This is a genomic window from Frateuria sp. GZRe14 (assembly GCF_051900395.1).
Taxonomy (GTDB): Bacteria; Pseudomonadota; Gammaproteobacteria; order Xanthomonadales; family Rhodanobacteraceae; genus Frateuria_A; species Frateuria_A edaphi.
In genome coordinates this window covers 56,472-81,706 of sequence record NZ_JBHZGJ010000001.1, presented here as the reverse complement: position 1 = coordinate 81,706, position 25,235 = coordinate 56,472, and the positions used below count along the sequence as shown (strand labels likewise).

The 25,235-nt window shown below is 69.3% G+C and carries 31 protein-coding genes; 24 read left to right on the top strand and 7 right to left on the bottom strand.

What is annotated here, in order from left to right; translation table 11 throughout:
• Window positions 1–108 precede the first annotated feature (108 nt).
• Entirely contained in the window at window positions 109–285 is a 177-nt protein-coding gene (locus tag ACFWZ1_RS00395) for a hypothetical protein (RefSeq protein ID WP_231322566.1), read from the top strand.
• A 36-nt stretch (window positions 286–321) separates the two neighbouring features.
• Here ACFWZ1_RS00395 and ACFWZ1_RS00390 read toward each other — a convergent pair whose 3' ends face one another.
• The 3 genes from ACFWZ1_RS00390 to ACFWZ1_RS00380 form a co-directional block, all read right to left on the bottom strand.
• Window positions 322–2,340, bottom strand: coding sequence for a S9 family peptidase (locus ACFWZ1_RS00390; RefSeq protein ID WP_439665038.1), 2,019 nt, complete (start codon window positions 2,338–2,340; stop codon window positions 322–324).
• Window positions 2,341–2,481: 141 nt separating this feature from the next.
• Window positions 2,482–3,429 carry a patatin-like phospholipase family protein gene (locus tag ACFWZ1_RS00385; RefSeq protein WP_439666853.1) on the bottom strand — a complete coding sequence of 316 codons (948 nt, stop codon included), beginning with the start codon at window positions 3,427–3,429 and terminating at the stop codon, window positions 2,482–2,484.
• 51 nt (window positions 3,430–3,480) lie between these two features.
• Window positions 3,481–4,497, bottom strand: coding sequence for a class 1 fructose-bisphosphatase (locus ACFWZ1_RS00380; RefSeq protein WP_231322560.1), 1,017 nt, complete (start codon window positions 4,495–4,497; stop codon window positions 3,481–3,483).
• Between the two features lie 229 nt (window positions 4,498–4,726).
• On the opposite strand from ACFWZ1_RS00380, the gene ACFWZ1_RS00375 reads away from it, so the two are divergent.
• The 12 genes from ACFWZ1_RS00375 to ACFWZ1_RS00320 all read left to right on the top strand — a co-directional run bounded on the left by ACFWZ1_RS00375 (window position 4,727) and on the right by ACFWZ1_RS00320 (window position 13,050).
• The gene (locus ACFWZ1_RS00375; RefSeq protein ID WP_439665037.1) at window positions 4,727–5,335 is read left to right on the top strand and encodes a DJ-1/PfpI family protein; all 609 of its coding nucleotides are present in this window, start codon (window positions 4,727–4,729) and stop codon (window positions 5,333–5,335) included.
• Between the two features lie 11 nt (window positions 5,336–5,346).
• Window positions 5,347–5,511 (top strand): hypothetical protein, encoded by a 165-nt coding sequence (locus ACFWZ1_RS00370; protein WP_231322556.1) that lies wholly within the window; start codon window positions 5,347–5,349, stop codon window positions 5,509–5,511.
• Complete coding sequence (locus ACFWZ1_RS00365) at window positions 5,508–6,248, top strand: NIPSNAP family protein (protein ID WP_439665036.1); 741 nt, start codon at window positions 5,508–5,510, stop codon at window positions 6,246–6,248. Before ACFWZ1_RS00370 ends, ACFWZ1_RS00365 begins: the two co-directional genes overlap by 4 nt.
• Window positions 6,245–6,649 carry a GFA family protein gene (locus ACFWZ1_RS00360; protein WP_439665035.1) on the top strand — a complete coding sequence of 135 codons (405 nt, stop codon included), beginning with the start codon at window positions 6,245–6,247 and terminating at the stop codon, window positions 6,647–6,649. The genes ACFWZ1_RS00365 and ACFWZ1_RS00360 overlap by 4 nt, the downstream gene beginning before the upstream one ends.
• Window positions 6,650–6,661: 12 nt before the next feature.
• Window positions 6,662–7,051: a VOC family protein gene (locus ACFWZ1_RS00355; protein ID WP_439665034.1), complete on the top strand. Its 390-nt coding sequence runs from the start codon at window positions 6,662–6,664 to the stop codon at window positions 7,049–7,051.
• Entirely contained in the window at window positions 7,048–7,674 is a 627-nt protein-coding gene (locus tag ACFWZ1_RS00350; RefSeq protein WP_439665033.1) for a glutathione S-transferase family protein, read from the top strand. The genes ACFWZ1_RS00355 and ACFWZ1_RS00350 overlap by 4 nt, the downstream gene beginning before the upstream one ends.
• A 57-nt stretch (window positions 7,675–7,731) precedes the next feature.
• Window positions 7,732–8,433, top strand: coding sequence for a helix-turn-helix transcriptional regulator (locus tag ACFWZ1_RS00345; protein ID WP_231322547.1), 702 nt, complete (start codon window positions 7,732–7,734; stop codon window positions 8,431–8,433).
• A gap of 76 nt (window positions 8,434–8,509) precedes the next feature.
• A complete protein-coding gene (locus ACFWZ1_RS00340; protein ID WP_439665032.1) occupies window positions 8,510–10,267 on the top strand; it encodes a DUF885 domain-containing protein in 1,758 nt (585 codons plus the stop codon).
• Window positions 10,268–10,403: 136 nt separating this feature from the next.
• Window positions 10,404–10,796 (top strand): MbcA/ParS/Xre antitoxin family protein, encoded by a 393-nt coding sequence (locus ACFWZ1_RS00335; RefSeq protein WP_439665031.1) that lies wholly within the window; start codon window positions 10,404–10,406, stop codon window positions 10,794–10,796.
• 100 nt (window positions 10,797–10,896) lie between these two features.
• Window positions 10,897–11,583 carry an RES family NAD+ phosphorylase gene (locus tag ACFWZ1_RS00330; protein ID WP_231322542.1) on the top strand — a complete coding sequence of 229 codons (687 nt, stop codon included), beginning with the start codon at window positions 10,897–10,899 and terminating at the stop codon, window positions 11,581–11,583.
• Between the two features lie 72 nt (window positions 11,584–11,655).
• A complete protein-coding gene (locus ACFWZ1_RS00325; RefSeq protein ID WP_439665030.1) occupies window positions 11,656–12,333 on the top strand; it encodes an SGNH/GDSL hydrolase family protein in 678 nt (225 codons plus the stop codon).
• A 75-nt stretch (window positions 12,334–12,408) separates the two neighbouring features.
• A complete protein-coding gene (locus ACFWZ1_RS00320; protein WP_439665029.1) occupies window positions 12,409–13,050 on the top strand; it encodes a GDSL-type esterase/lipase family protein in 642 nt (213 codons plus the stop codon).
• Between the two features lie 77 nt (window positions 13,051–13,127).
• Here the strand turns inward: ACFWZ1_RS00320 and phhA are convergent, their stop codons facing one another.
• On the bottom strand, window positions 13,128–14,024 hold the full coding sequence (gene phhA / locus ACFWZ1_RS00315) for a phenylalanine 4-monooxygenase (protein WP_231322537.1): 897 nt from the start codon (window positions 14,022–14,024) through the stop codon (window positions 13,128–13,130).
• Window positions 14,025–14,169: 145 nt separating this feature from the next.
• On the opposite strand from phhA, the gene ACFWZ1_RS00310 reads away from it, so the two are divergent.
• The 3 genes from ACFWZ1_RS00310 (at window position 14,170) to ACFWZ1_RS00300 (ending at window position 16,542) form a co-directional block, all read left to right on the top strand.
• Window positions 14,170–14,646 (top strand): Lrp/AsnC family transcriptional regulator, encoded by a 477-nt coding sequence (locus tag ACFWZ1_RS00310; protein WP_231322535.1) that lies wholly within the window; start codon window positions 14,170–14,172, stop codon window positions 14,644–14,646.
• Window positions 14,647–14,746: 100 nt separating this feature from the next.
• Window positions 14,747–15,541 (top strand): lysophospholipid acyltransferase family protein, encoded by a 795-nt coding sequence (locus tag ACFWZ1_RS00305; RefSeq protein ID WP_439665028.1) that lies wholly within the window; start codon window positions 14,747–14,749, stop codon window positions 15,539–15,541.
• Window positions 15,538–16,542, top strand: coding sequence for a YheT family hydrolase (locus tag ACFWZ1_RS00300; protein WP_439665027.1), 1,005 nt, complete (start codon window positions 15,538–15,540; stop codon window positions 16,540–16,542). The genes ACFWZ1_RS00305 and ACFWZ1_RS00300 overlap by 4 nt, the downstream gene beginning before the upstream one ends.
• A gap of 59 nt (window positions 16,543–16,601) precedes the next feature.
• On the opposite strand, the gene ACFWZ1_RS00295 is transcribed toward ACFWZ1_RS00300, so the two are convergent.
• Window positions 16,602–17,024, bottom strand: coding sequence for a VOC family protein (locus tag ACFWZ1_RS00295; protein WP_231322530.1), 423 nt, complete (start codon window positions 17,022–17,024; stop codon window positions 16,602–16,604).
• 174 nt (window positions 17,025–17,198) lie between these two features.
• On the opposite strand from ACFWZ1_RS00295, the gene ACFWZ1_RS00290 reads away from it, so the two are divergent.
• On the top strand, window positions 17,199–17,969 hold the full coding sequence (locus tag ACFWZ1_RS00290; RefSeq protein WP_439665026.1) for a ZIP family metal transporter: 771 nt from the start codon (window positions 17,199–17,201) through the stop codon (window positions 17,967–17,969).
• A gap of 81 nt (window positions 17,970–18,050) precedes the next feature.
• Here ACFWZ1_RS00290 and ACFWZ1_RS00285 read toward each other — a convergent pair whose 3' ends face one another.
• Together ACFWZ1_RS00285 and ACFWZ1_RS00280 are read right to left on the bottom strand one after the other, a co-directional pair.
• Window positions 18,051–18,947: a manganese catalase family protein gene (locus ACFWZ1_RS00285; RefSeq protein WP_231322526.1), complete on the bottom strand. Its 897-nt coding sequence runs from the start codon at window positions 18,945–18,947 to the stop codon at window positions 18,051–18,053.
• Between the two features lie 250 nt (window positions 18,948–19,197).
• Entirely contained in the window at window positions 19,198–20,673 is a 1,476-nt protein-coding gene (locus ACFWZ1_RS00280) for an AAA family ATPase (protein ID WP_439665025.1), read from the bottom strand.
• Window positions 20,674–20,786: 113 nt separating this feature from the next.
• Here ACFWZ1_RS00280 and ACFWZ1_RS00275 point away from each other — a divergent pair, with 113 nt between their 5' ends.
• The 7 genes from ACFWZ1_RS00275 (at window position 20,787) to ACFWZ1_RS00245 (ending at window position 25,234) form a co-directional block, all read left to right on the top strand.
• Entirely contained in the window at window positions 20,787–21,875 is a 1,089-nt protein-coding gene (locus tag ACFWZ1_RS00275) for a PQQ-dependent sugar dehydrogenase (protein ID WP_439665024.1), read from the top strand.
• 58 nt (window positions 21,876–21,933) lie between these two features.
• Entirely contained in the window at window positions 21,934–22,554 is a 621-nt protein-coding gene (locus ACFWZ1_RS00270) for a YbhB/YbcL family Raf kinase inhibitor-like protein (protein ID WP_439665023.1), read from the top strand.
• A gap of 124 nt (window positions 22,555–22,678) precedes the next feature.
• The gene (locus ACFWZ1_RS00265) at window positions 22,679–22,834 is read left to right on the top strand and encodes a DUF1328 domain-containing protein (protein ID WP_091335435.1); all 156 of its coding nucleotides are present in this window, start codon (window positions 22,679–22,681) and stop codon (window positions 22,832–22,834) included.
• A gap of 35 nt (window positions 22,835–22,869) precedes the next feature.
• The gene (locus tag ACFWZ1_RS00260) at window positions 22,870–23,322 is read left to right on the top strand and encodes a DUF883 family protein (RefSeq protein ID WP_231322519.1); all 453 of its coding nucleotides are present in this window, start codon (window positions 22,870–22,872) and stop codon (window positions 23,320–23,322) included.
• 24 nt (window positions 23,323–23,346) lie between these two features.
• Window positions 23,347–23,802 (top strand): ABC transporter ATP-binding protein, encoded by a 456-nt coding sequence (locus ACFWZ1_RS00255; protein WP_439665022.1) that lies wholly within the window; start codon window positions 23,347–23,349, stop codon window positions 23,800–23,802.
• Window positions 23,799–24,095 carry a hypothetical protein gene (locus tag ACFWZ1_RS00250; protein ID WP_439665021.1) on the top strand — a complete coding sequence of 99 codons (297 nt, stop codon included), beginning with the start codon at window positions 23,799–23,801 and terminating at the stop codon, window positions 24,093–24,095. Before ACFWZ1_RS00255 ends, ACFWZ1_RS00250 begins: the two co-directional genes overlap by 4 nt.
• Window positions 24,092–25,234, top strand: a complete 1,143-nt coding sequence (locus ACFWZ1_RS00245) for an AI-2E family transporter (RefSeq protein ID WP_231322513.1) — start codon at window positions 24,092–24,094, stop codon at window positions 25,232–25,234. Before ACFWZ1_RS00250 ends, ACFWZ1_RS00245 begins: the two co-directional genes overlap by 4 nt.
• Window position 25,235 lies beyond the last annotated feature (1 nt).

The following is a 25,235-nucleotide window of genomic DNA, read 5'->3' as shown; positions in this document are numbered from 1 at the left end:
GGGGCTACGGCCGCAGCCGGAGCCGATAGGCACCTGGCACGGCTTCACGCGCCGGTGATCGCCCAACCGCTCTGCTTCCGATGGAATCCACGCCACGGAGGCCACGCGATGTCCTCGTTCTCGCTCTACCTCGTCGGCATCATCGTGCTGATCGGCGGCCTGGCCTATGTCGCCTGGCTGATGCACGTGCCGCTGCAATGGATCGGTGCCGGGGTCATCGTGGTGTTCGGGTTGGGGATCCTGGGGGCGGTCAAGCACACGCAGCGGCGCGATCCGCCCAAATAGAGCGCCAGGCCGGGATTCCGGCCCGGCGCAAACCGGTCAGCGGGCCGGAAGGTATTTCACGAACCACTCCAGTGCCCGCTGCAGCACGTCGCGCTGGTGCGCCGGATCGACGAAGTGATGGCCCTCGTCCGGATACACCACCAGCGAGGTCGGCACGCCCTGCGCGCGCAACGCATGCCAGTACTCGAACGACTGCGGCGCTGGGCACTCCGCGTCCCGATCGCCGACCACCACCAGCGTCGGCGTCTTCACCCGCTTGATGAAATTGATCGCCGAGCTCCTGGCGTACACCGCCGGGTCGTCGTACACGGACGCGCCGAAGAACGGGATCATCCACTGGTCGATCAGGTTCTGCCCGTAATAGCTCTGCCAGTTGGCGATGCCCGCGCCGGCCACCACGGCGTGGAAGCGGTCGGTCTGCGTGGGCACGAACATGCTCATGAAGCCGCCGTAGCTCCAACCGGTCAGGCCCAGCCGTTGGTCGTCCACCGGCAGCTTCTTTTCGATTGCATCGATGCCGGCGAGGATGTCCGACAGGTCGCCGTAGCCGAAGTCCTTGCGGTTGGCCTGCACATAGGCCTCGCCCTGGCCGAAGCTGCCGCGCGGGTTGGGCTGGAAGACGAAGTAGCCCAGGGTGGAGAACGGCACGCTGCCGTAGCCGACGCCGGGCCAGCGCGGGATCACGGCGCTGGACGGGCCGCCGTGCACGCTGACGATCATCGGGTAGGTCTTGTTCGGATCGTAGTGCGCCGGGTACAGCAGCCAGCCCTGCACGTGGCGGCCGTCATGCTCCCACTCGACCGATTCGGCCTTGCCCCAGCTCGGAGCGAGCGCGGCGTTGATCGCGGTGACCGCGGGGGGAGCTTCGTGGCCGAGCGGACCGGCGTGTACTTCCGGTGCCGCGGTGTAGGAGCTCTGCACGAACGCGATGCGCTTGTGGTCGGCCGATAGCGACACGCCCATCGAGGCGCTGCCGTCACCGATGCTGGCCGGCAGCGTAAAGTGCACGCGCTGCTGCGTGGCGCGTTGCGCATCGACCGCATAGTCGGCCAGCTGGCTGCGGCCGTTGCTCACCTGGCTTACCAGCAGCGTGCGAGGCGACGTCCAGGCGAACCACGACGGCGTGACGTGGATGCCCGGCGTAAGGTCGACCGTCGCGCCGCCCGCGGCCGGTACCGCGTAGAGATCGCCGCCGGTGGCGCCCTGGTCGCTCATCAGGCCGCCGACGAAGACGATGCGCCGGCTGTCCGGCGACCACCGCGGTAGCGCCATCTGCAGGCGGTGCAACGGGCCGGTGGTGTTCGGGTCGACCAGCATGCGTGGCGCGGCGCCGGCGCGGGCGTCCTGGGCGTACAGCCTGGCGATCCACCAGTTGTTGTCGCCCGGCGCGGGCGCCGCGACGTAGGCCAGCTGCCGGGCGTCCGGCGACCAGCTGAATTCGTAGACGTACCTGTCCGCGGGGCTCACCAGCGCCGGCGTGGCGCCGCTGGCGGGCAGCGTGGCGATGCGCTGGATCTCCAACCCCTCGACGCCGACCTCGCCGACCTGAGGCTTGGCCGCGGCTACCGCGCTGGCGCGGCGGGTGGCGCCTTCGACATAGAGAAAGCCGAGCGTGCGGCCGTCGGCGGACCAGGCCAGGTCATGCGCGTAACCGTGCAGGTCGGCCAGGCGGTGCGGAGTGACCTGGCTGGCGACATCGGCCGCATAGACGTCCATATCGCCGGCCTTGCCGCCGCAGTCGGACAGGAAGGCGAGGTGGCGGGAGTCGGGCGACCAGGCGATCTCTTCCTGCCGGCAGGGCGTATCACCCATCGCCAGCGCCTGCGCGCCGGTGCCATCGGCGCGTGCAAGCTGGATCATCGGCTTGCCATGGCTGTCCACCACCCAGGCCAGCCGCTGGCCATCGGGCGAGAGCTGCACGGCGTGGACCATGCGCACCTTGCCGAGCTGGTCGAGCAGCTGGTCGATGCGTGGGTCGACCTTGCCGGGCGCGGCCCACGCCAGCGGGGCAAGGGCCAGGGTGAACAGGGGCAGGAGGCGCAGGGAAGGGGGCATGGGCCGCTCTCGCGAGGAAAGGGTCCACGCTAGCAGCGCATCGGTGCTTGCTCCAGTGCGGCCGGTCACACCATGGTTCGCGTAGGCTGGGCTTGGGCCGACCGGGATGCGGGGGAAGCGTGCCGGTGGGCTGAAGTCCAGCTAAGGGCGGCTGGGTCGTGCGGCGATCGCCGGCGGCGCCAGCTGCGCCGCGGCCAGCCGTGCGCGGACCAGCGGCATCGCCGCCAGCGCCGCCTTCTCGCCTTCCATGATCGCGCGCTCCTTCTGCGCGAAGTCGGCCGCGCCGATGTCGTTCACCCGGGGACGTATCACCACGTCGGCGCGCGCCAGCTCCTGCGCGCCCAGGTGCTGGCCCATGATCACCACCGAGCGGCCGACGATGCCGAACATGTCCGCCGGCAGCGTGCCGTCGCTGCGGGCGGAGATGTCCACCGCGATGACGAAGTCGGCACCGAGCTCGCGCGCGGCGTCGACCGGCACCGGGCTGACCACGCCGCCATCGACATAATGCCGCCCGCCGATCGCCGCCGGCTCGAACACGCCGGGCACGCTGCACGAGGCGCGCACGGCCTGGCCGGTGTCGCCCTGGCGGAACACTTTGCGCTGGCCCGTCTCCAGCTCGGTGGCGACCGCCGCGAAGGGCAACCTCAACCGTTCGAGCGGTCGCTGGCGCACCAGCCCGTCAACGTAATCCTGCAGTTTCCGACCCTGAACCAGGCCACCGCTGAACAGCCGCACGTCGCGGATCGAGGCTTCGTCCAGCGAGATGGCCGCCTGCTGCATGGCGAAGGCGTCCATGCCGCTGGCATACAGCGCGCCGACCACGCTGCCGGCACTGGTGCCGGCAACGACATCCACGTGGATGCCGCTGGCTTCCAGCATCTTGATCACGCCAATGTGCGCAAAGCCCTTGGCCGCGCCACCACCCAGCGCCAGCCCGACCACCAGCTTGCGCGGCGGTGGGACCGGCGGCGGCTTGCGCACGGGTGCGCAGCCGGCCAGGGCCACGGTCAACAGCAGCAGGAGGCTCAGGCGTCGGGCCATCGTCGATAGGTCGGGAAGTCGGCGGGAAGCGTGCGGCAGGACGATGGCGAAACCGGGGCGGGACCGGGCAGGCGCACGGGCGCCTGCCCGGGGTCCTCAGGCGTAGGCGACGTCCGCCTCGCGGTGGTAGCGGGTGGCCACTTCCACCTCGCCCTTGGACCCCAGGAACACCGGCACGCGCTGGTGCAGGCCGGTCGGCTGCAGCTCCAGGATGCGCTCGCGCCCGGTGGTGGCCGCGCCGCCGGCCTGCTCGACGATGAAGGCCATCGGGTTGGCCTCGTACATCAGGCGCAGCTTGCCGCCCTTGGCCTTGATCTTGGCGTCCAGCGGATAGAAGAACACGCCGCCGCGGGTGATGATGCGATGCACGTCGGCGACCATCGAGGCGACCCAGCGCATGTTGAAGTCCTTGCCGCGCGGGCCTTCCCTGCCGGCCAGCAGCTCACCGACGTAGCGCTGCATCGGCGCCTCCCAGTGGCGCTGGTTGGACATGTTGATGGCGAATTCGGCGGTCTGCTCGGGGATGCGGATGTCGCGCCGGCTCAGGATGAAGCTGCCGACCTCGCGGTCCAGCGTGAACTCGTGCGTGCCGTGGCCGAAGGTCAGCACCAGCAACGTGGCCGGGCCGTACACCACGTAGCCGGCGGCCAGCTGCTGCGTCCCCGGCTGCAGGAAGTCCTCGACCTTCGGCTCGGTCACGTCCTCGGGGCAGCGCAGCACCGAGAAGATCGTGCCCACCGAGATGTTCACGTCGATGTTGGACGAGCCATCCAGCGGATCGAACAGCAGCAGGTGGTTGCCCTTCGGGTACATGTCCGGGATCGGCTGAGGATCCTCCATCTCTTCCGACGCGCAGGCAGCCAGGTGGCCACCCCAGGCGTTGGCTTCCAGCAGGATCTCGTTGGAGATCACGTCCAGTTTCTTCTGCGCCTCGCCCTGCACGTTGTCGCTGCCGGCGTTGCCCAGCACGCCGCCCAGCGCGCCCTTGCTGGTGGCCACGGCAATGCGCTTGCAGGCGCGCGTGACCACTTCGATCAGCAGCGAGAGCTCGGCGTTGATGTGGCCGGCGCGGCGTTCCTCGATCAGGAACTGGATCAGCGAAACAGGCTTCATGTCGGGTCCGTGGCTGGAAGGAACGGGCATTTTACGGGGTGCGCGTGAATGGCGGGGCGCACCTGCCCCCTTCGCGCCAAGCGTAGTGAAGCGGATTCGGCGGTCCTTCGCCTTCGGCCTCAAGCCCCTGAGCTCGTGGTAACGGGGGGTCCGCCTTTTGCCCCACTGCTGACATCACGCTGGCAGCAGCCCCGGCGCATCCTGCCCATCTTGCAAAGGAGGCAACGCGATGCGCGACACGATCCATTTCCTGGTGTTCGACGGTTTTGCGGATTGGCAGGCAGCGCTGGCGCTGTGCGAGGTGCGTCGGCCGGGCGACTGGCAGGTGGCGACGGTGGGCTTCACCCGCGCGCCGGTGCGCTCGATGGGCGGCCTGGCGGTGCAGCCGGAGCTGAGCCTTGCCGAGCTCGACTTCGCGCGTGCCGCGCTCACCATCGTGCCGGGCGGTCACCTGTGGCAGCGCGGCGAAGGCGCCTCGGCGGTGGCCGCGTTGCGCCAGTTGCACGGCGCCGGTTCGGTGGTCGCCGGCATCGACAGCGGCGTGCTGGCGCTGGCTCGCGCCGGCCTGCTCGACCGCTGCCGCCACACCGGCAACTGGGCCGGTCATATCGATGCCCAGGTACCGGGCTACGCCGGCAGCGCGCAGTACGACGCCTCGGTACTGGCGGTCAGCGACGGCGGCACCATCACCGCCAGCCATCTGGGCAGCGTGGAGTTCGCGCGCGAGGTGATCCGCACGCTGGACCTCTACGGCCCGGGCGACCGCGAACACTGGTATCGCCTGTTCAAGCATGCCCAGCTGCCGCCGTGGTGTGTCGGCGAAGCGGCGGCGGCGTGAGGAGGACGACTGTGCATCCGATCCTCGACCGCATCGCCGACGCCTACCGTCCGCTGGCCGGGCGCAACCGGCTGGTCGAAGGGCCGCATCGATTGCCGGCCGAGGCCGCGCGCCAGCCATCCCGGCGGATGACCCTGCTGGCGCTGGTCGCCACGCTGTTTGGACGGCGCCCATGAGCGCCCACGCCGTATTCGAATTGCGCCAGTACACGTTGCGTCCCGGCCAGCGCGAGCGGCTGGTCGAGCTCTTCGAGCGCGAGTTCATCGAGCCGCAGGAAGCGCTCGGCATGGCCATGCCAGGGCAGTTCCGCGACCTCGACGATCCCGATCGCTTCGTCTGGCTGCGGAGTTTTCCGGACATGCCCGCGCGCGCCGCGGCGCTGGCGGCGTTCTACGACGGCCCGGTCTGGCGCGCTCACCGCGAGGCCGCCAACGCGACGATGCTCGATTCGGACGACGTGCTGCTGCTGCGCCCGACCCAGCCTTTCGCAGTGCAGGGAATGCCACGCCCGGGACTTGGCGAACGCTCGCCTGCCGGCCTGCTGAGCGCCACGATCTGCCCCGTGCCACCGTCCGCTGCCGTGCCGCTGGCGCGCAGTTTCGATACGCAGGTGCGGCCCGTGCTGGAGCGCCTCGGCGCACCGGTGCTGGGACAGTTCGTCACCGAGCCGGCGCGCAACACCTTCCCGCGGCTCCCGGTGCGCGAAGGCGAAAGCGTATTCGTCTGGTTCGCCGCCTTCGCCGATGCCGCGGCGCAGGCACGGCACCGCGCCGCCGCGGCCGCCGACCCGATCGTCCAAGCCTGGGTCCATCGCCTGGAGGCGCTGCCCGAAACCCTGCGCCTGGCGCCCACGCCGCGTTCGCTGCTGCGCGGCGCATCATCGTCCATCACCACGGCCGGGGAACACGCATGACCAGGACCTATCACGGCAGCTGCCATTGCGGCGCGGTGCGTTTTGCCGCCGACATCGATCTTTCCGCCGGCACCGGCCGCTGCAACTGCTCGATCTGCAGCAAGACGCGCCGCTGGGGCGCGATCGTCAGCCCGGAGGCCTTTCGCCTTCTGGAAGGCGAAGCGGCGTTGGCGGACTACCAGTTCGGCACCCACAGCATGCACTACCGCTTCTGCCGGCAATGCGGCATCCAGCCCTTCGGCACCGGGCACCTGGAGCAGCTGGGCGGCGACTTCGTCAGCGTGAACCTCGCCTGCCTGGACGACGCCAGTCCCGAGGAACTCGCCCGCGCGCCGGTGCGCTACTTCGACGGTCGCCACGACAACTGGATGAACCCCCCGGCCGTGACCACCTACCTTTAGGAGGGCAAGGCCATGTTCGATCATCTCGGGCTCCCCGTGACCGACCTGGAACACGCGCGCCGCTTCTACGAGCAGGCGCTGCAGCCGTTGGGCATCGCGGTGGTGAAAAGCTTTCCCGACGCCGTGGGCCTGGCCGCCGGTCGGGGTCGAACGGCCGAGCAGGAGCTCTGGCTGACCCGCGCCGACCATGTCCCGGGACCACTGCACATGGCCTTCGCGGCCGCCAGCCGAGCGCAGGTCGACGCCTTCCATCGCGCCGCGCTGGCGGCCGGCGCGCGCGACAACGGCGCGCCCGGGCTGCGCCCGCAATACCACGACAACTACTACGGCGCCTTCGTGATCGGCCCGGATGGACACAACCTGGAAGCGGTCTGCCATCGGCCGCCGGAGAACACGCCATGAACGCACCGGAGATCACCTTCTTCCACGCGCCGCAGTCGCGCTCGCGCGGCACGCTGGCGCTGCTCGAGGAACTGGGCGTCGACTACGACCTGCATCTGCTGGATCTCAAGGCCGGCACGCAGCGCGACCCGGCCTACCTCGCACTCAACCCGCTGGGCAAGGTGCCGGCGATCCGCCACGACGGCGCCATGGTCACCGAGCAGCCGGCGGTGATGATGTACCTCGCCGACCTCCATCCGGACAAGGGGCTGGCGCCGGCGATCGGCGATCCGCTGCGCGGGCCGTACCTGCGCTGGATGGTGTTCTATGGCTCCTGCTTCGAGCCGGCGCTGGTCGATCATTCCATGCAACGCGAGCCGGCGCCCCACGCGACCTCGCCCTATGGCACCTGGCAGGAAGTGCTGGACGCCATCGTCGCCCAGCTCACACCCGGGCCCTGGCTGCTCGGCGAGCGCTTCACCGCCGCGGACGTGCTGTGGGGCACCGCGCTGCACTGGACCACGATGTTCAAACTGGTGCCGGACGTGCCGCCGGTGCGCGACTACATCGCCCGCGTGCGTGCGCGCCCGGCGATGCAGCGAGCGGAAGCGAAGGATGCCGGGTTTCTCGCCAGCCAGTCCTGAGCGACCGCGGGTGCCGGCGCACTGGCCCATGCATCGCGCCTCGGCGATCATGCGCGCATGCGCCGCGCCGACCGCCTGTTCCTCATCATCCACGCCCTGCGCGGCCGCCGCACCGCGCTGCAGGCGCGCTCGCTGGCCGAGACGCTGGGCGTCTCGCTGCGCACGGTCTACCGCGACGTCGCCGACCTGCAGCTCTCGGGCGTGCCGATCGAGGGCGAGGCGGGGGTGGGCTACGTGCTGCGCAAGGGCGCGGACATCCCGCCGCTGATGTTCACCGCCGAGGAGCTCGAATCGCTGGTGGTCGGCACCCGCTTCGTGCGCGCCTTCGCCGGCGAGCGCCTGGCCGAAGGCGCGCAGGCCGCGCTGATGAAGATCGAGGCGGTGCTGCCGCCGGAACTGCGCGAGCGCGCCGCGCGCACGCGCATCTACGCGCCGGTGTGGCGCGATGAATACAGCACCGCGTTCGCTGCGCGCATCGACCGACTGCACGCGGCGATCGAGGCGCAGCTGGTGCTGCGGCTGGTCTATCGCGACGAAGCGGGCCAGGCCAGCACGCGCGACGTCGAGCCGCTGTGCCTGGCGTTCTGGGGCGGCAAGTGGACGCTGGGCACCTGGTGCCGCCTGCGCGGCGCGTTCCGCAACTTCCGCCCTGACCGCATCGACCAGTTCGACGAAACCGGCGAACGCTTCGCGATGGGCGAAGGCCGCAACCTGGACGCCTACCTGGACGCCATGCGCGGGTACTACGCAGGCGTGTAGGCCGCTCTACGCGGCGCGCCCATCGGACGGGCTTCTTTTGCGATCATCACCGCTTCCCTCGCAAGGAGCTTCCCCGATGAACCACCTGCTGGGCGGCCTGCTGGCCGCGGGCCTGCTGCTCGCCCCGGCCGTGCACGCCAACGACGCCGACGACCGCTTCAAGGCGATCTACACCCAGGAGTGGGCGTGGCGCACCGGGCAGGGCGACATCAGCGCCTCGGGCGAACCGCAACCGAACAACGGCCGGCTGGACAACGTCGACGCGGCCAGCCAGCAGCAGCGGCTGGAGCAATGGCAGCAGGTGCTGGCCAGGCTCGATGCGCTCGACGCAAGCCAGCTCTCGCCCGCCAACCAGGTCAACTACGCCATCTACCACGCGCAGATCGCGAACCTGCTGGCGGACCAGCGCTTCAAGACCTGGCAGATGCCGTTCAACAGCGACTCGGCGTTCTGGAGCGACATCGGCTACGAACTGGACGCCGACCACCTGCGCACCACCGACGACTACCGCCGCTACCTCGACCGGCTGGCGCAGATCCCCGCCTACTTCGATCAGCAGATCGCCAACATGCGGCTGGGCCTCAAGCGCGGCTTCTCGGTGCCGCGCGCCGTGCTGGACGGGCGCGACGTGTCGATCGCCGCCGTGGCGGAGCTGAAGGATCCCACCGCCAGCAGCTTCTACAAACCGTTCGAGCAGATGCCGGGCGCGATCCCCGCCGACCAGGCGCAGGCGCTGCAGGGCGAGGCGCTGCGACGCATCCGCGACGAAGTGATCCCGGCCTACGGCAAATTGCTGACCTTCTTCCGCCAGAGCTACGTGCCGGGCGCGCGCACCACGCTGGCGGCCGAGGCACTGCCGGAGGGCAAGGCGTTCTATCGCCAGCAGATCCGCGAATACACCACGCTGGACCTGGACCCCGATGCGATCCACGCGATCGGCCTGGAGCAGGTGGCGAAGATCCACGCGCAGATGCTCCAGACGATGAAGGACAGTGGCTTCAAGGGCGACTTCCCCGCGTTCCTCGACTTCCTGCGCACCGATTCGCAGTTCTACGCCAAAACGCCCGAGGAGCTGCTGCAGCGCACCGCCTGGGTGGCCAAGGAAGTGGACGGCCAGATGGGCCGCTTCTTCGGCCACCTGCCGCGCGCGCGCTTCGCCATCGTGCCGGTACCGGCCGATATCGCGCCGTACTACACCTCCGGCCGCGGCGGCGCGGACGCGTACCTGGTCAACACCTACGACCTGCCGTCGCGGCCGCTTTTCAACATGCCGGCGCTGACCCTGCACGAGTCCTATCCCGGCCACGCGCTGCAGCTGGAACTGGCTGCCGAGCAGAAGGGCCAACCCGAGTTCCGGCGCCAGGGCTACATCTCCGCCTTCGGTGAGGGCTGGGGCCTGTATTCCGAATACCTGGGCAACGAGATGGGCATCTACAAGACGCCCTACCAGCGCTTCGGCTACCTCACCTACCAGATGTGGCGCGCCTGCCGGCTGGTGGTCGATACCGGCATCCACCACCTGGGATGGACGCGTCAGCAGGCGATCGACTACCTCACGCAGAACACCGCGCTATCGGCGCGCGAGATCGCCAATGAGGTGGACCGCTACATCAGCTGGCCAGGGCAGGCGCTGTCCTACGAGCTCGGTTACCTGAAGATCCGCGAGCTGCGCGGCAAGGCCGAGCACGCACTGGGTGCTAGGTTCGACCTGCGGCACTTCCACGACACCGTATTGCAGCTCGGTTCGGTGCCGCTGCCGGTGCTGGAAAAGCGCATCGACCGATTCATTGCCGAGGGAGGCCCGGAACCCGGCTACGGCTGCGACTGCAAGTAACGGCAGGGTGGGCTCCGTCCCACGGTTCCAAACGCCATCGCAGGAGGTAGCCGAGGCCCACCTGCGGACGCACGCGATTTGCGGCAACTGCATATTTGCAGTAAATTGAATGCAAACTCCAAAAGGAGAGTTTCGCATGCTGGCCCATCCCCGTCCCGAACAGGCCCCTGCCGGTGACCTTGGCGGTCCCGCGCTGCGCTCCTTCTTCCGCCTGGCCGAGCACTGGAAACTGCGCATTGTCGAACAGCGCCGCCTGCTTGGCGACCCGGCCGAATCGACCTTCTTCAAATGGAAGCGCGACCAGGACGGCAACCCCGGCCGCGACGTGATCGAGCGGATCAGCTACCTGCTCGGCATCTGGAAGTCGCTGCAGATCCTGTTCCCCGATCCGGCCCAGGCCGACGCCTGGCTGCGCAAGCCGAACCAGGCGCCGCTGTTCGGCGGCCACTCGGCGCTCGAGCGCATGCTTTCGGGCAACGTGGGCGATCTGTACGTGGTGCGCCAATACCTGGACGCGCAACGCGGCTGAGGCGGGCGCGAGACTCCGGTCGCGCCCGGCGAGACCTCGCGCTGCCATGCTTGGTTTCTCCCCGCCCCGGTGACGGGAGGACGCACAACCCGGAGCCTGCATGCCTGCCGACCTGCCGCCCCTGAAACGCATCCGCTGGAGCCATGCCTACCGCATCGTGCCCAGCCGCTTCCCGCCGGTGGGCGTGTTCGACCGCATCGCCGACCCGGCGGACCTGGACGCGCTGTTCGCCATCGAGGCGATGACCAACCCGCGCCTGCGCGAGGAAGCCGGCGCCTTGAAGCTCGTGCCGCGCGGGCGGCGCATCAGCGGCCCGGGCAGCACGCCGGTGATGGCCGCGTTCACCCATCTGAACCCCGAAGGCAGCCGTTTCTCCGACGGCAGCTGGGGCGTGTTCTACGCCGCACACGGCGTGGCCACCGCCGTGGAGGAAACCGTCTACCACCGCGAGCGTTTCCTCGCCGCTACCGCCGAGCCGGCGTGCGAGATCGAGATGCGCTGCTACCGCACCAGCATCGACTGCAAGCTGCACGACCTTCGCGGCGGCTGGCCGGCCGCGCACGATCCGCACGACTACGCGGCCAGCGTGGCGCTGGCGCGCACGCTGCGCGCGGCCGGCGCCAGCGGCATCGTCTACGACAGCGCGCGGCATGCCGGCGGCGAATGCGTGGCGGCGTTCTTCCCGGACGTGGTCGCCCCCTGCGTGCAGGCGCAGCACTTCATCTACCGCTGGGACGGCACGCGCATCGCGCAGGTGCTCGAAGTGAGCGAGCTCAAGCGGCCGTAGCGGCCGGACGGGCATGCGATCCGGCGGTGCGCGCAAACCTGTCCCTGACGCCACGGGTGGTAGGTTGAGCCAATGAGACTCCCATGGTTGTTGCTGATACTCGCGCTGCTGCCCTCGCTGGCGCAGGCCTGTGCCGACCGGCCCGAGCAGTGGCAAACGGACATCGCCGCGTTCGCCGCGGCCGACCGCGCGCAAGCGCCGCCCGCGCATCCCGTCCTGTTCGTGGGCAGTTCGTCGATCCGCATGTGGAGCTCGCTGTCCGCCGACTTCCCTGGCCGCGCCGTCATCAATCGCGGCTTCGGCGGCTCGCGCATTCCCGATGCCACCTACTACGCCGATCGCCTGGTGGGGCCCTATCACCCGCGCGCCATCGTCTTCTATGCCGGCGACAACGACCTGGCCGAGGGCTGCACGCCCGAGCAGGTGCGCGATGCGTTCGGCGCCTTCGTGCGCCGCGCGCGGTCGCTGGACGCGGATGTGCCGGTCGCCTTCATCGCGATCAAGCCCAGCATGGCGCGCAAGAGCCTGCTGCCGCGGATCCGCAGGGCGAACGCGCTGGTGCGTGAGTACGCGCGCGGGCAGAAGGGTATCGGCTATCTGGACGTCTTCACGCCCATGCTGGGGCCGGATGGCCAGCCGCAACCGACATGGTTCGGCCCGGACGGCCTGCACATGAACCGGCAGGGCTACCGCCTGTGGACGGGCCTGGTGCGCAATTGGCTGCATGCGACGCTGGACCTCGCGCATTGAGGCTTCCGCGCGCACCCACGCCGCCTTGATCGCCGATCGCCTAGGCTCGGACAACCAGCGTCCGGCGGAGACGGCATGCTCGACCAGGTTTCTCCTTCCGGCGGCGAGGTCGCCGAGTTCATCGAATGGCAGAGCGAGATCGCGGTGTTCGCGGCGATCGACAGGCTCGCGCCGCCGCCGGTGGACGCGGTGCTGTTCGTGGGCAGCTCATCGATCCGGTTGTGGCATACGCTGGCGGCGGATTTCCCGGACGTGCCCACCATCAATCGCGGCTTCGGTGGGTCGGAAATCGCCGATAGCGTGTACTTCGCCGAACAGCTGGTCGCGCCCTACCGGCCGAGGGCGATCGTGATGTACGCCGGCGGCAACGACCTGGCCGACGGCAAGTCGCCCGAACAGGTGCGCGACGCTTTCCGCGCCTTCGTCGCGCAGGCGCGCCGCTGGGCAGGCGAGGTGCCGTTCGCCTATCTGTCGATCAAACCCAATCTTTCGCGGCGCAGGCAACTGCCGCTGATCCGCCGGGCCAACGCATTGATCCGCGCCTGTGCGGACGAACGAGGGGTGGATTTCCTGGACATCCACGCGCCGATGCTCGGCGCCGACGGCGAGGCCGATCCGCGCTGGTTCGACGACGACGGGCTGCACCTCAATGCCGAGGGCTACGCACTATGGACCGGCGTGGTGCGCGACTGGATGGCAAAGCGTCGGCTGGTGTAGGTGCGCGCGTGGGCGCGACTGCCATGCCGGCCATCGCGTCGTGCGTGGAGATGCCGGTCGCGCCCAGGGTCGGGCGCTCAGGTGTCCGCGTTGGTGGCGAAACCTTCGTGGCTGCCGTAGTGGAATACGCGGTCGGTATCGTCCAGCACATCGGCGGCGGCGTGCGGCGCGTTCTCGCGCAGGCGCGCGTAGATCGGCGTGAAGTCCGGCGACGTCGCCTCGAACAGCTGCTCGAAGCTGTCGATCACGAAGTAGGTCTGCTGGTACGTATCGATGCGGTAGCGCGTGCTCATCACGCGCTCGAGATCGAAGCCGATCCGGTTGGGCGCGTCCGAATCCAGGCTGTACACCGATTCGCCCTTGGAACTGACGATGCCCGCGCCGTAGATGCGCATCCCCTCGCGCGTGTTGATCAGCCCGAACTCCACCGTGTACCAGTACAACCGCGTGAGGTTCATCAGCGCCTCGGGCCCGATCGCGTGCGCCTTCATACCGCCACGGCCGTAGGCCTGCATGTAGTCGGCGAACACCGGGTTGAGCAGCAGCGGCACGTGGCCGAACAGGTCATGGAACAGGTCCGGCTCGGACAGGTAGTCCAGCTGGTCGGGCTTGCGGATCCACCAGCTCACGGGAAAGCGACGGTTGGCCAGGTGGTCGAAGAACACCTCGTCCGGCAGCAATCCCTCGACCGCGACCAGCTCCCAGCCGGTGGCTTTGGAAAGTACCTGGTTGATGTCGGCGAACTTCGGAATGCCGCCGGCGCCAAGGCCGAACTTGGCCACGCCGTCGAGGAACTCCTGGCAGGCACGCCCCGGCAGCATTTCGCACTGGCGCGCGAACAGCGTGTCCCACACCTCGTGGTCCGTGCGGGTATAGCTCGACCAGGGTTGCTCCACCACGCCGGTGGCGTAGACCGGTACGTAACCGCGGTCGGTCTGCTGGTGTTCGACCTTGCGGGGCGTGGCGGTTTCCATGGCGACTCCGGGCGGTTCAGGCGCAAGCCTTCGATCTTTCAAGAATACGCAGTGTGGGCTGCACGAAGGTTGCGTTTGTTGTGAACCACCCGTTAGGTGGCGCAGTATTCTTGCGCCGAGCGCTCGTAAAGTGGAGCAAGCTGCCATGTCCAAGCTCGATCGCACCGACCTGCGCCTGCTCGCCGTGCTGCAGGGGGAAGGGCGCATCACCAACGCGGAGCTGGCCGAACGGGTCAGCCTGTCGGCCTCGGCCTGCCTGCGGCGGCTGCAGCGGCTGGAAGCCGATGGCATCGTCACCGGCTACGCCGCGCAGATCGACCCGCAGTCAGTCGGCCTGGGCCTGCAGGCGTTCGTGCGCGTACAGCTGGCGCGGCATGAGGCGGGCGCAATCGACCGCTTCGTGGAGAAGGTGGAAGGCTGGGAGGAGGTCGTCGCGTGCCACGCATTGACCGGCGACATGGACTACCTGCTGCACGTGTACGTGGCCGACCTGCCGCACTTCTCGCGCTTCCTGCTCGACCGGCTGCTCAACGACGCGGGCGTGGCCGACGCCAATTCGAGCTTCGTGCTGCGCACCGTCAAGCGCTCGCCCTCGTTGCCGCTGGGGCAGTTGGAACCATGACCCCGCAGGGCCGGCTTCGGCGACCTTTCCGCACGGGGGCGGCCACCTGCGCGCCAGGCGATGCGCTGGGGCAGGACGAAAACGATAAACTAACCGGCTCATGGACACCGCCCTGACTCCAGACCGCGACCCCTGGCGCCCTCTGCGCTACCTGTGGCGGGTGCCGCTGCTGCTGCTGCACATCCTGCTGGGCATCCTGCTGTGCGCGGGCATCCTCAGCTGGAACCGCCACCGGGTGATGGTCGATGGCCGCGAGCCGTTCGCGCACCGCATGATCCGCTGGTGGTCGACCATGCTGATGCGCATCTTCGGCCTGCGCTCGGTGCGCGTCGGCAAGCCGCTGCCCGACCCGGTGCTGTTCGTCGCCAACCACACCTCGTGGATCGACATCGAGCTGCTGCATAGCCAGCGCGCCGCCTGCTTCGTGGCCAAGGCCGAGATCGCGCGCTGGCCGCTGGTCGGCTGGATGGCCGCGACCGGCGGCACGATCTTCCACCGGCGCGGCAGCAACCATTCGCTGGCGGCGGTGATGCAGGCGATGGTCGAGCGCCTGCGCGGCCACCGCTCGGTGGCCGTGTTTCCCGAGGGAGGCACCGGCCACAACGGCGTGCTCAAGGTGTTCCACGCGCGCATCTTCCAGGCCGCGCTGGACGCCCAGGTGCCGGTGCAGCCGGTGGCGCTGCGCTTCGCGCGCAACGGCAAGCGGGTGGTCGACGCCGGCTTCCGCGAGGGCGAGAACTTCATGGGCAACCTCCTGCGCATGCTGGGCGAGGCGCCGCTGGACGCCGAAGTGCATTTCCTTGCGCCCGTGCCGGCGATGCCCGAGGCGCGCCGGCGCATGGCCGACCTCTCGCGCGAGCGCATCGGCGCGGCCCTGGAAGACGCGCACGCATGAGCGAGCTGCCCCGCGGAAAGGATTTCCGTCCCCCCTGGCCGCTGACCAGCGGCCATCTGCAGACCATGCTTTCCTCCAGTGGCGTGCGCCGGTTGCTGCTGCCCAAGAGTGCGCGCGAGGTGCTCGAGGGCGCCGAGCCGGTGCTGGTCGATGGCGGCGAGGGCGTGCGCCTGACCGGCGCGTTCACCGCGCAACGCACCGGTGGCGCCTCGCGCGGCCTGGCGGTGCTGTTCCACGGCTGGGAAGGCAGTGTCGATTCGACCTACGTGCTGCAGACCGGCAGCCGCCTGCTGCGCGACGGCTGGGACGTGTTCCGGCTCAACTTCCGCGACCATGGCGCGAGCCACCACCTCAACGAGGCGCTGTTCCATTCCTGCCGCATCGACGAGGTGGCCAACGCGCTCGGCGACATCGTGCGCCGCTGGCCGCGGCCGGTAACCGCGCTGGCCGGCTTCTCGCTGGGCGGCAACTTCGCCCTGCGTGCGGCGCTGCGCGCGCCGGCGGCGGGGATCGCGCTGGACTACGCGCTGGCGGTGTGCCCGATCATCGATCCCGGCGAAGGCCTGTTCTCGCTGGAAGAAAGCGCGCCCTGGTTCTACCAGGCGTACTTCATGCGCAAGTGGCGGCAGTCGCTGAAAGCCAAGCAGCAGGCCTTTCCGCAGCGCCAGTACTTCGAGCTGGCCGAGCTCAAGCAGAGCCTGCGCGGTCTGACCGAGGCGCTGGTGCTGCGGCACACCGACTTCGATTCGCTGCAGGCTTACCTGGACGGCTATTCGGTAGCGCGCGACGCGCTCGCCGGCCTCGCCATCCCGGCAACCATCCTTACCGCGCGCGACGACCCGGTGATTCCGGTCGGGGCCTTCGAGCAACTGCAGCTGCCGCCGAACATCGAGCTCGACATCGCCGAACACGGCGGCCATTGCGGCTTCATTCGCGGCGCCGACATGGTGAGCTTCACCGACGAGTACATCGCCGCGCGGTTCAACGCGTTGCTGGCGTAAGTTGGGCTGCAGCCCACCGGCTTGGCGCCAGTGTGCGATGGGCGGAAACCCACCCTGGGTTATTTCGCGAACAGACGCGCCGGATCGGCGAAGGCCTTGAACTCCAGGGCGTTGCCGCACGGGTCGAGCAGGAACATGGTCGCCTGTTCGCCCGGCTGGCCACGGAAGCGGATGTGCGGCTCGACGACGAATCGCGTACCCGCCGCCCGCAGCCGGTCGGCCAACGATTGCCAGGCATCCATCGCCAGCACCAGCCCGAAGTGGCGCACCGGCACCGCATCGCCGTCGACCTCGTGCGCGGCGACCGCTCGAGCTTCTTCCGGAGCAAGGTGCGCCACGATCTGGTGGCCGTGGAAGTCGAAATCGACCCAGTCCTCGCTGGAGCGCCCCTCGGGGCAACCGAGCAGCCCGCCGTAGAAGGCGCGCGCCTTGGCCAGCGAGGTGACCGGGAAGGCGAGGTGGAAGGGCGGGAGCGTGGACATGGGGATCTCGCGGGAACCGGGGCGGTTCCGCCAGCATGGGCGGCACCGCGCCGCGGATCAACGAATCCGTTCACGCCGCCGGGGCCGCCCGGGCGCCATGCTGGACGCCTGCCCGCTGACCCGTAACCGCATGCCCGCGACGACCCTACCCACGCGCAGGACCGAAGCATGGGCATGACGCCGATCCTCGCGGCCTGCCTGGGTGGCGTCGCGGGCGCGGCCGCCACCGCACTGGGCACGGTGCCTGCGCTGTTCGCGAGGAAAATCGATCAGCGCACGCAGGACACCATGTTCGGTTTCGGCGCGGGCGTGATGCTGGCGGCCAGCGCCTTCTCGCTGGCCCTGCCGGGGATCCAGGAGGCCCAGCGCCAGGGCGAAGGCCCATGGGCGGCGGGCGCGCTGGTCGGCGTGGCGATCCTCATCGGCGCGGCCGCGCTGGTGCTGCTCGAACGCGTGTTGCCCCACGAGCATTTCATCAAGGGACCGGAAGGGCATCCGTCGCTGCGGCTCAAGCGCGCCTGGCTGTTCGTGTTCGCCATCTGCCTGCACAACCTGCCCGAAGGGCTGGCGATCGGCGTGGGCTTCGGGCCGGGCGTGGCGCACGGCGTGGCGCTGGCCACCGGCATCGCCATCCAGGATCTGCCCGAGGGATTGGTGGTGGCGATCGCGCTGATGGCCGCAGGCTACCGCCGGCGCTGGGCGGTATCGGTGGGGATGGCATCGGGCCTGATCGAACCGGTTGGCGCCCTGGTCGGCGCCGGCGTGGTGATCGACTACCCGATGCTGTTGCCCGTCGGGCTGGGCTTCGCGGCCGGGGCGATGCTGTTCGTGGTCAGCCACGAAATCATCCCCGAATCGCACCGGCAGGGACACGAGCACTTCGCCACCGGCGGGCTGATGGTCGGCTTCGTGTTGATGATGCTGCTCGATACCGCCTTCAGCTGACCAGGCAGTACGCAGGGTGGGCCCCAGCCCCTCACCCTTGCGGGCAAGGCGGGCAGAAGCCCGCCCCACGGTTTACTGGAGCTAGTGGCGTGTGCCTCGCGGCTGGCCGCCGCTGCGGCCCAGCTCGGCACCGGTTTCCGGATTGATCGAGGGATCCGAGCGCGTGCGCTTGGCCATCTCCATCAGCACCGAACGCTGCTGGTCGGTCATTGCCACTTCCGGCATTCCGCTGCCGCCATCCATTGCCAGCATCTTTTCGCGGTCGCTGACGAACTGGAAGTTGTCGTCGCTGTTCCACGGACCGCGCATGTCACCCTCGCCCTGGGAGGTGTTGACGTAGACGTTGGCGAACTCCTCCTTGCCCGGCAGCTTGCCCGGCGGGAAGTTGGGCTCGATCGCGTACAACGCCTTCTCGAACGACTGCTGGTGGGCGATCTCGCGGGTCATCAGGAAGCCCAGCGCGTCGCGCACGCCGGCATCGGCGGTCACGTTGATCAGCCGCTCGTAGATGATCTTGGCACGCGCCTCGGCGGCGATGTTCGAGCGCAGGTCGGCCGTGGGCTCGCCGATCGAATCGATGTAGCCGGCGGTCCACAACTGGCCACCGGAATTGGTCAACGCCGGTCCGCCGCCGTAGAGCACCTGGGTCACGTGTGAGTCGTTGCCGGCGCCCTGCAGCTCGCGAAACGCCTGTGCCTGTTCCTGGGCACCTTCGGCGAGCTTGCCCTTGGCACCCTTGTTGAGCATGCCGACGATGGTGCCGATCACCTCCAGGTGGCTCAGTTCCTCGGTGGCGATGTCCAGCAGCATGTCCTTGCGCCCGGGATCGTCCTCGGCCAGCGCCTGGGTGAAGTAGCGCATCGCGGCGGCGAGTTCGCCCTGCGGTCCGCCGAACTGCTCGAGCATGAGATTGGCCAGCGCGGGATTGCATTCGGAGACCCGCACCGTGTACTGCAGCCGTTTGTTGTGAGCGAACATGGGAAGCGTCCTTCTGTCGTCTGCGGAGGGAGACGACCGGCACGGGGCACCGGCCGCGGGGGTTTCCCCAGGCGGCAAGAAGCGTGCCCTTTCGCGCGACGCGGTTTGCGGGTGTTTCCGGCCGGTAAGCGCGCAACATTTGCGTCGGGCTGCAAGTTTTGCAGCCCTCGTGATTGGCTCCGTCACCCTCCGCCGAGCAGCCCGGGATGAGGATCCGGATGCGGGAGAGGGGGAGGAGACGAAGCGGGAATCAGTCGGCCGGCACGCAGCGTTCGCGTGCCCAGTCGCGCAGCGCCTGCACCTGCTCGCGCATCAGCACCGACAGCGGACGGGTCTGCTCCAGCGCGCGGCACAGCGCGGCCTGGTCCGGCGGCGCGCCGCTGCCGGCAGTGTCGTAGAGAGCGCTGACGATGGCCTGTTCGATCTCGGCGCCGGAGAAGCCGTCGCTCGCGGCGGCAAGAGCCGGCAGGTCGAAGCCCGCCGGATCGAGCTTGCGGCGTTCGAGATGCAGCGCGAACACCGCCGCGCGCGCGGCCGGCGTGGGCAGGTCGACGAAGAAGATCTCGTCGAAGCGACCCTTGCGCAGCAGTTCGGCCGGCAGCTGGTCGACCGCATTGGCGGTGGCGACCACGAACACCTTGGCCTTGCGTTCGGCCATCCAGGTCAGCAGGTAACCGAGTACGCGGCGCGACACGCCGCCGTCTTCGCCGCCACCGCTGGCCAGGCCTTTCTCGATCTCGTCGATCCACAGCACGCAGGGCGCGAGCAGTTCCACGCTGGCCAGCGCCTCGCGCAGGTTCTTCTCGGTCTCGCCCTGGTACTTGTCGTACAGCGTGCCGAAATCCAGCCGCACCAGCGGCACGCCGAACCCACCGGCGGTGGCCTTCGCCGCCAGGCTCTTGCCGCAGCCCTGCACGCCCAGAAGCAGCACGCCCCTGGGCGGATCGAGCGCCGGCTGGGGATCGAGGAATACCGCGCGCCGACGCTGCACCCAGGCGTTGAGCCGCGCCACGCCGGCGACGTCGGCGAAGCTCGCGGTGGCGTATTCGTAGTGCAGCAGGCCGGATCGGTTGAGCAGGTCGAACTTCGAGCGCATCAGCTCCGGCAGGTCGGCGGTGCCGAGCGCGCCGTCGTTGTAGATCAGCTTGCGCACGATGCGTCGCGCGTCGGGGCCGGACAGGCCGACCAGGTTGCGCACCATCGTGCGCGCCGCGTCGCCGTCGACTTCCAGCCGGCGCCCCTGCTCGCGCTGCCAGGCGGCGGCCTCGCCGCGCAGGATGGCGGCCAGTTCCTTCAGATCCGGCAGCGCCAGCGGCACGCGCGTGGCGAGCGCTTCGAGTTCTTCGGGCAGCTCGATCCTGGCGCCGACCAGCACCAGCGTGTGCATCGCGCTCCGGTGGCGCTGCACGATCTCGCGCATCTGGCGCAGGCTCATCGCGTAGCGCAGGAACGGATGAAAATCGAACAGCAGGTAGACGCCGCGTTCGTCGGCGGCGCGGATCGCCTCCAGCGTGGCGCTGGCGTCCGGCGCAACGGCCTCGCCGGTGGGCTGGACGAAATCCAGGCGATCCAGGCCGTCGGTCAGCGTCCAGCGCCATAACGGACGCAGCGACTGCGCGATGACGTGGCGGAAGCACTCGATCACGCGCTGCTCGTCCACCGTCTCGATCACCAGCAACGGCGTGGCCGCGCGGACCAGGGTGGCCAGGTCGTCCAGTTCGCTCATGCATCCCCCTCGTGAGGCGCGTACGGTAGCAGCAGGCGTCCGGGCGGGCCCATCCTTTCCGGCTTCACGGCGCGAGCGCTACGCTGGCCTTTCCGCCCGCAAGGAGAGTCGTCATGCGTCTGCCCTTCCTGCTCTTGCTGGCCCTGTCCGCCGCACCCGCCTGGGCCGCCCCGGCACTGGACCGGCTGACCCTGCCCAAGGGCTTCCATATCGCCGTCTATTCCGACCAGGTTCCGCAGGCGCGCGAGCTGGCGGTGGGCGCCAAGGGCACCGTGTTCGTCGGTTCGATGGACGCCGGCAAGGTCTATGCGCTGACCGATGCCGACCACGACGGTCGCGCGGAAAAGGTGCGCGTCGTCGCCAGCGGATTGCAGCTGCCGGTCGGCGTGGCCTTCCACAGGGGCGACCTGTACGTCTCGGCGGTAAGCCGCATCCTGGTGTTGCGCGACATCGAAAACCACCTGGACCACCCACTCGCGCCCGAACTGGTCTACGGCAAGTTCCCTACCGAAACGCACCACGGCTGGAAGTTCATCGCCTTCGGTCCCGACGGCAAGCTGTACGTGCCGATCGGCGCGCCCTGCAACCTGTGCGACAAGGACAAGGCCTACGCCAAGCTCACCCGCATGAATCCGGACGGCAGCGGCCTCACCGACGTCGCCTACGGCATCCGCAACACGGTCGGCTTCGACTGGCGGCCGTCCACCGGCAAGCTGTGGTTCACCGACAACGGTCGCGACCTGCTCGGCGACGACGTGCCCAGCGACGAGCTCAATCGCGTCGACCACCTCGGCCAGCATTTCGGTTATCCGTACTGCCACCAGGGGGACATTGCCGATCCGGAATTCGGCAGGGGCCATCCCTGCAAGGACTACGCGCCGCCGGTGCTCAAGCTGGGCGCGCACGTGGCCTCGCTGGGGCTGCGCTTCTACACCGGCACGCAGTTCCCGGCGCGTTACCAGGGGGCGATCTTCGTCGCCGAGCATGGTTCGTGGAACCGCACGAAGAAGTCGGGCTATCGCGTGATGAGCGTGCGGCTGGATGGCGGCAAGATCGCGTCCTACGAACCCTTCATCACCGGGTTCGAGCAGGACGAGCAGGCGTGGGGCCGGCCGGTGGATGTGCAGCCGTTGCCCGATGGCAGTTTGCTGGTGAGCGACGACCTGGCCGGAGCGGTGTACCGCGTGACGTACCGGCGCTGACTTGCGCCCTCTCCCGGGAGGAGAGGGGGAGCTGGATTTCGACGACAGGAGAGTTTCCATGCAACTACGCAGCAACGACTTCCAGGATGGCGAGCCGATTCCGCCCGCGTGCGCCTTCGGCAAGCCGGGCGACCCGATCGCCCTGTCCGACAACCGCAACCCGCACCTGGCCTGGCGCGACGCCCCGCCCGGCACGCGCTCGTTCGTGCTCACCTGCATCGATGGCGACGCGCCCAGCCGCGGCGACGACGTCAACAAGGAAGGCCGCACGGTCAGTGCCGACCTGCCGCGCACCGATTTCGTGCACTGGCTGATGGCCGACATCCCGGCCGAATGCGGCGAGCTGGGAAACGGTTCGTGCAGCGACGGCGTCACCCCGCGCGGCAAGCGCACGCCCGCCGGCCCGCCCGGCAGCGTCCAGGGCGCGAACGACTACGGCGGCTGGTTCGCCTCCGATCCGGACATGGCCGGAACCTACCTTGGCTACGATGGCCCATGCCCGCCCTGGAACGACGCGCGCGTGCACCGCTACCGCTTCGAACTGCATGCGCTGGACATTCCGGGCCTTGGCCTGTCTCCGGGCTTCGGCGTCGGGCAGCTGCGCCAGGCGATGGACGGCCACGTGCTCGCCCGCGCCGAGCTGACCGGCACTTACGCGATCAACCCGCACGCGAAGTGAACGGAGGCGCACTGGCACGCGCCTCTTCACGTGCAGATGGCAGCCCCTGTGGATGAATGAGCCACGTCGGGCCTTGCAGGCCGGCCCATGAAGGGGGTCAACTCTCACCCATGAGGAAGCCGTCATGCTGCATTACGCCATCGTCTTTCTGGTCATCGCGATCATCGCTGCCATCCTCGGTTTCGGCGGCATCGCCGGCGCCGCCGCGGGCATCGCGAAAATCCTGTTCGTCATCTTCCTGATCCTCGCGATCATTGCCTTCTTCCGCCGCGCCAGTTGAGCGGCGGTGTCCTCACCATCCACCGGGAGAACGCCATGAACCCGATCCAAAGCTCGTCCACCCCGCGCGATCCCGGTCTGAACCCGGCCGTGCCGAATCCTTCCATGGCCGCCTCCGACGCGACCGATCCGCTGCTGGCGGACACGGGCACCTCGAAGGGGCACGCCCGCATCGACCAGGGTGCCGAGCGCGTCAAGCAGGCCACCTCCGATGCGGTGGCGCGCACCAAGCAGGCGGTCGACACCACCGCCGACAAGGTCGAGGCGGGCGTGCATCGGGCGACCGACAAGGCCGCCAGCGCTGCCCACCGGGCCAACGACAAGGCGGCGGATCTCAGCGAGCGTGGCCGCCAGCTCCGTGACGAAACCATGGACAGGGCCGAGCTCTGGATGGAGCAGGCGCGCGAGTACGTGCGCGAGAAGCCGATGCAGTCGGTCGCCATCGCGGTCGGCGCCGGCTGGCTGCTCGGCCGCCTCCTGCGGCGCTGACGAAAACGCCGACGAGTGCCAGGGATGCCACAGGCCGAACAAACCACCACCACCGATGACGGTGCCGCCGAGGCGGCACCGCCCTCGGGCGTGCTCGCCGAACTGGGCGGGCTCGGCCGCGCCATCAAGGAGCTGTTCGGCGCCCAGCTGGAACTGCTGTCGGCCGAAGTCGGACTGGCGCGCAGCGCGCTTTCATGGATGTTGCTGGCTGGCCTGGCCGCGACCGTCGCCGGCGTCGGCCTGGGCCTGACCCTGCTGGCGCTGGTCGGCGTGCTGCTGGCCAAGTGGTTTGCGTCCTGGATCTGGGCGCTGGTCGCGCTCGCGGTGCTGCAACTGGTATTCGTGCTGGCCGCGATCCTGTTCTTCCGTCGCTGCATGCACTGGATGAGCCTGCCCGCCACGCGCACCGAATGGGGTGCGATGATGCGTGAGACGCGGGCCCGGGCCCGCCACCGGGTGGAACGGGAGGACGCGGCATGAGCATGTTCGGCGAGCACGCGCGGGTACGCGCCGCGCAACAGCGGATGCGCGAGGCTCGCCTTGCGGCCGCGATACCCGCCTCCGCCCTTCTGGCGCGTGGCGAGCGGCATCCGTTCGTGATCCTCGGGGCGGCCGCCGCGGGTGGCTTCCTGCTCGGGCGTTCCGACGCCAAGCCGCTGCATCTTCCCGGCGTGAGCCATCTGTTCGGTGCGCTGGTCAGCGAGGCCACCACCATCGGTGCCAGCTTCCTTGCCGCCCACACCGCCGCGCAGAACGTCGCCGAGGACGTATGAACCACCCCGACCCAGCCACCGCGCCGGCCGTGGTCGACGCGGCGCCGGTGACCGTGCCGCCGCCGGTCGCCGGGTCGCCGCAACTGCGTTTCGCACGCAGCCTGCGCCGGCACCTTCTGGCGGTGCGGGTGGTCCTGAACACGCTGCTGGTGATGGCGTTGCTGTACACCGTGACGGTTGCGCGGGTGCTGCTGATCCCGCTGGTGCTGGCCGCGTTCATCGGCCTGGCGCTCAATCCGATCGTGGCATCGGGCGCACGCCATAGGCTGCCCCGCTGGCTTACCGCCAGCGTGCTGGTCGTCGTGTTGCTGACCGGACTGGGCGCCGGCATCGGCGCGCTGACGCAGCCGGCGCTCGGGTGGTTCCACGGCGCACCTGCGGCAATCCGCAGCTTCGTGCCCAAGTTGCGCAGCGTCACCAAACCGCTGGAGGCGGCCAACCGCGCTACCCAGACGCTGGTCGGCGGACCGTTGCGGGCGGCGCCCGCGCAACCCTCGACCGTGGCGATCTCGGCCTGGGACATCGTCTCCACCGCACCCAAGGTGCTGGCCGCCGTGCTCACCGTGGTGCTGCTGGTGTTCTTCTTCCTGGTGTACGGCGACTCGCTCCTGCGACGGTTGGTGGAAATCTCGCCGGGCTTTGCCTACAAGCGGCACGCGGTCGAAATCGTGCGCAGCATCCAGATCGAGGTGTCGCGCTACCTGCTCACCGCGTTGGCGATCAACGCCAGCCTCGGTGCGCTGACGACCCTGATGCTGTGGCTCTACGACATGCCCGACCCGCTGTTGTGGGGCGTGGTGGCGATGACCGCCAACTTCATTCCCTACGTGGGCGCGATCACCACCACGATCGTGCTGGCCCTGGTCGGGATGATCCATGCGCACGACCTCGGTACCGCGCTGCTGCCGGCGCTCACCTTCGCCGGCATTACCGCGGTCGAGGGCAACCTGATCACGCCGATGATCCAGGGCCACCGCATGCGCCTGTCGCCGATCGCCATCCTGATCTGGCTGCTGGTGTGGGGCTGGCTGTGGGGCATCCCCGGCGCACTGCTGGCGGTACCGATGCTCACCAGCGCCAAGCTGATCACCGAACGCGTGCGCGGCTGGGGCTGGTTCGCGGTGATGGTGCAGCGCTGAG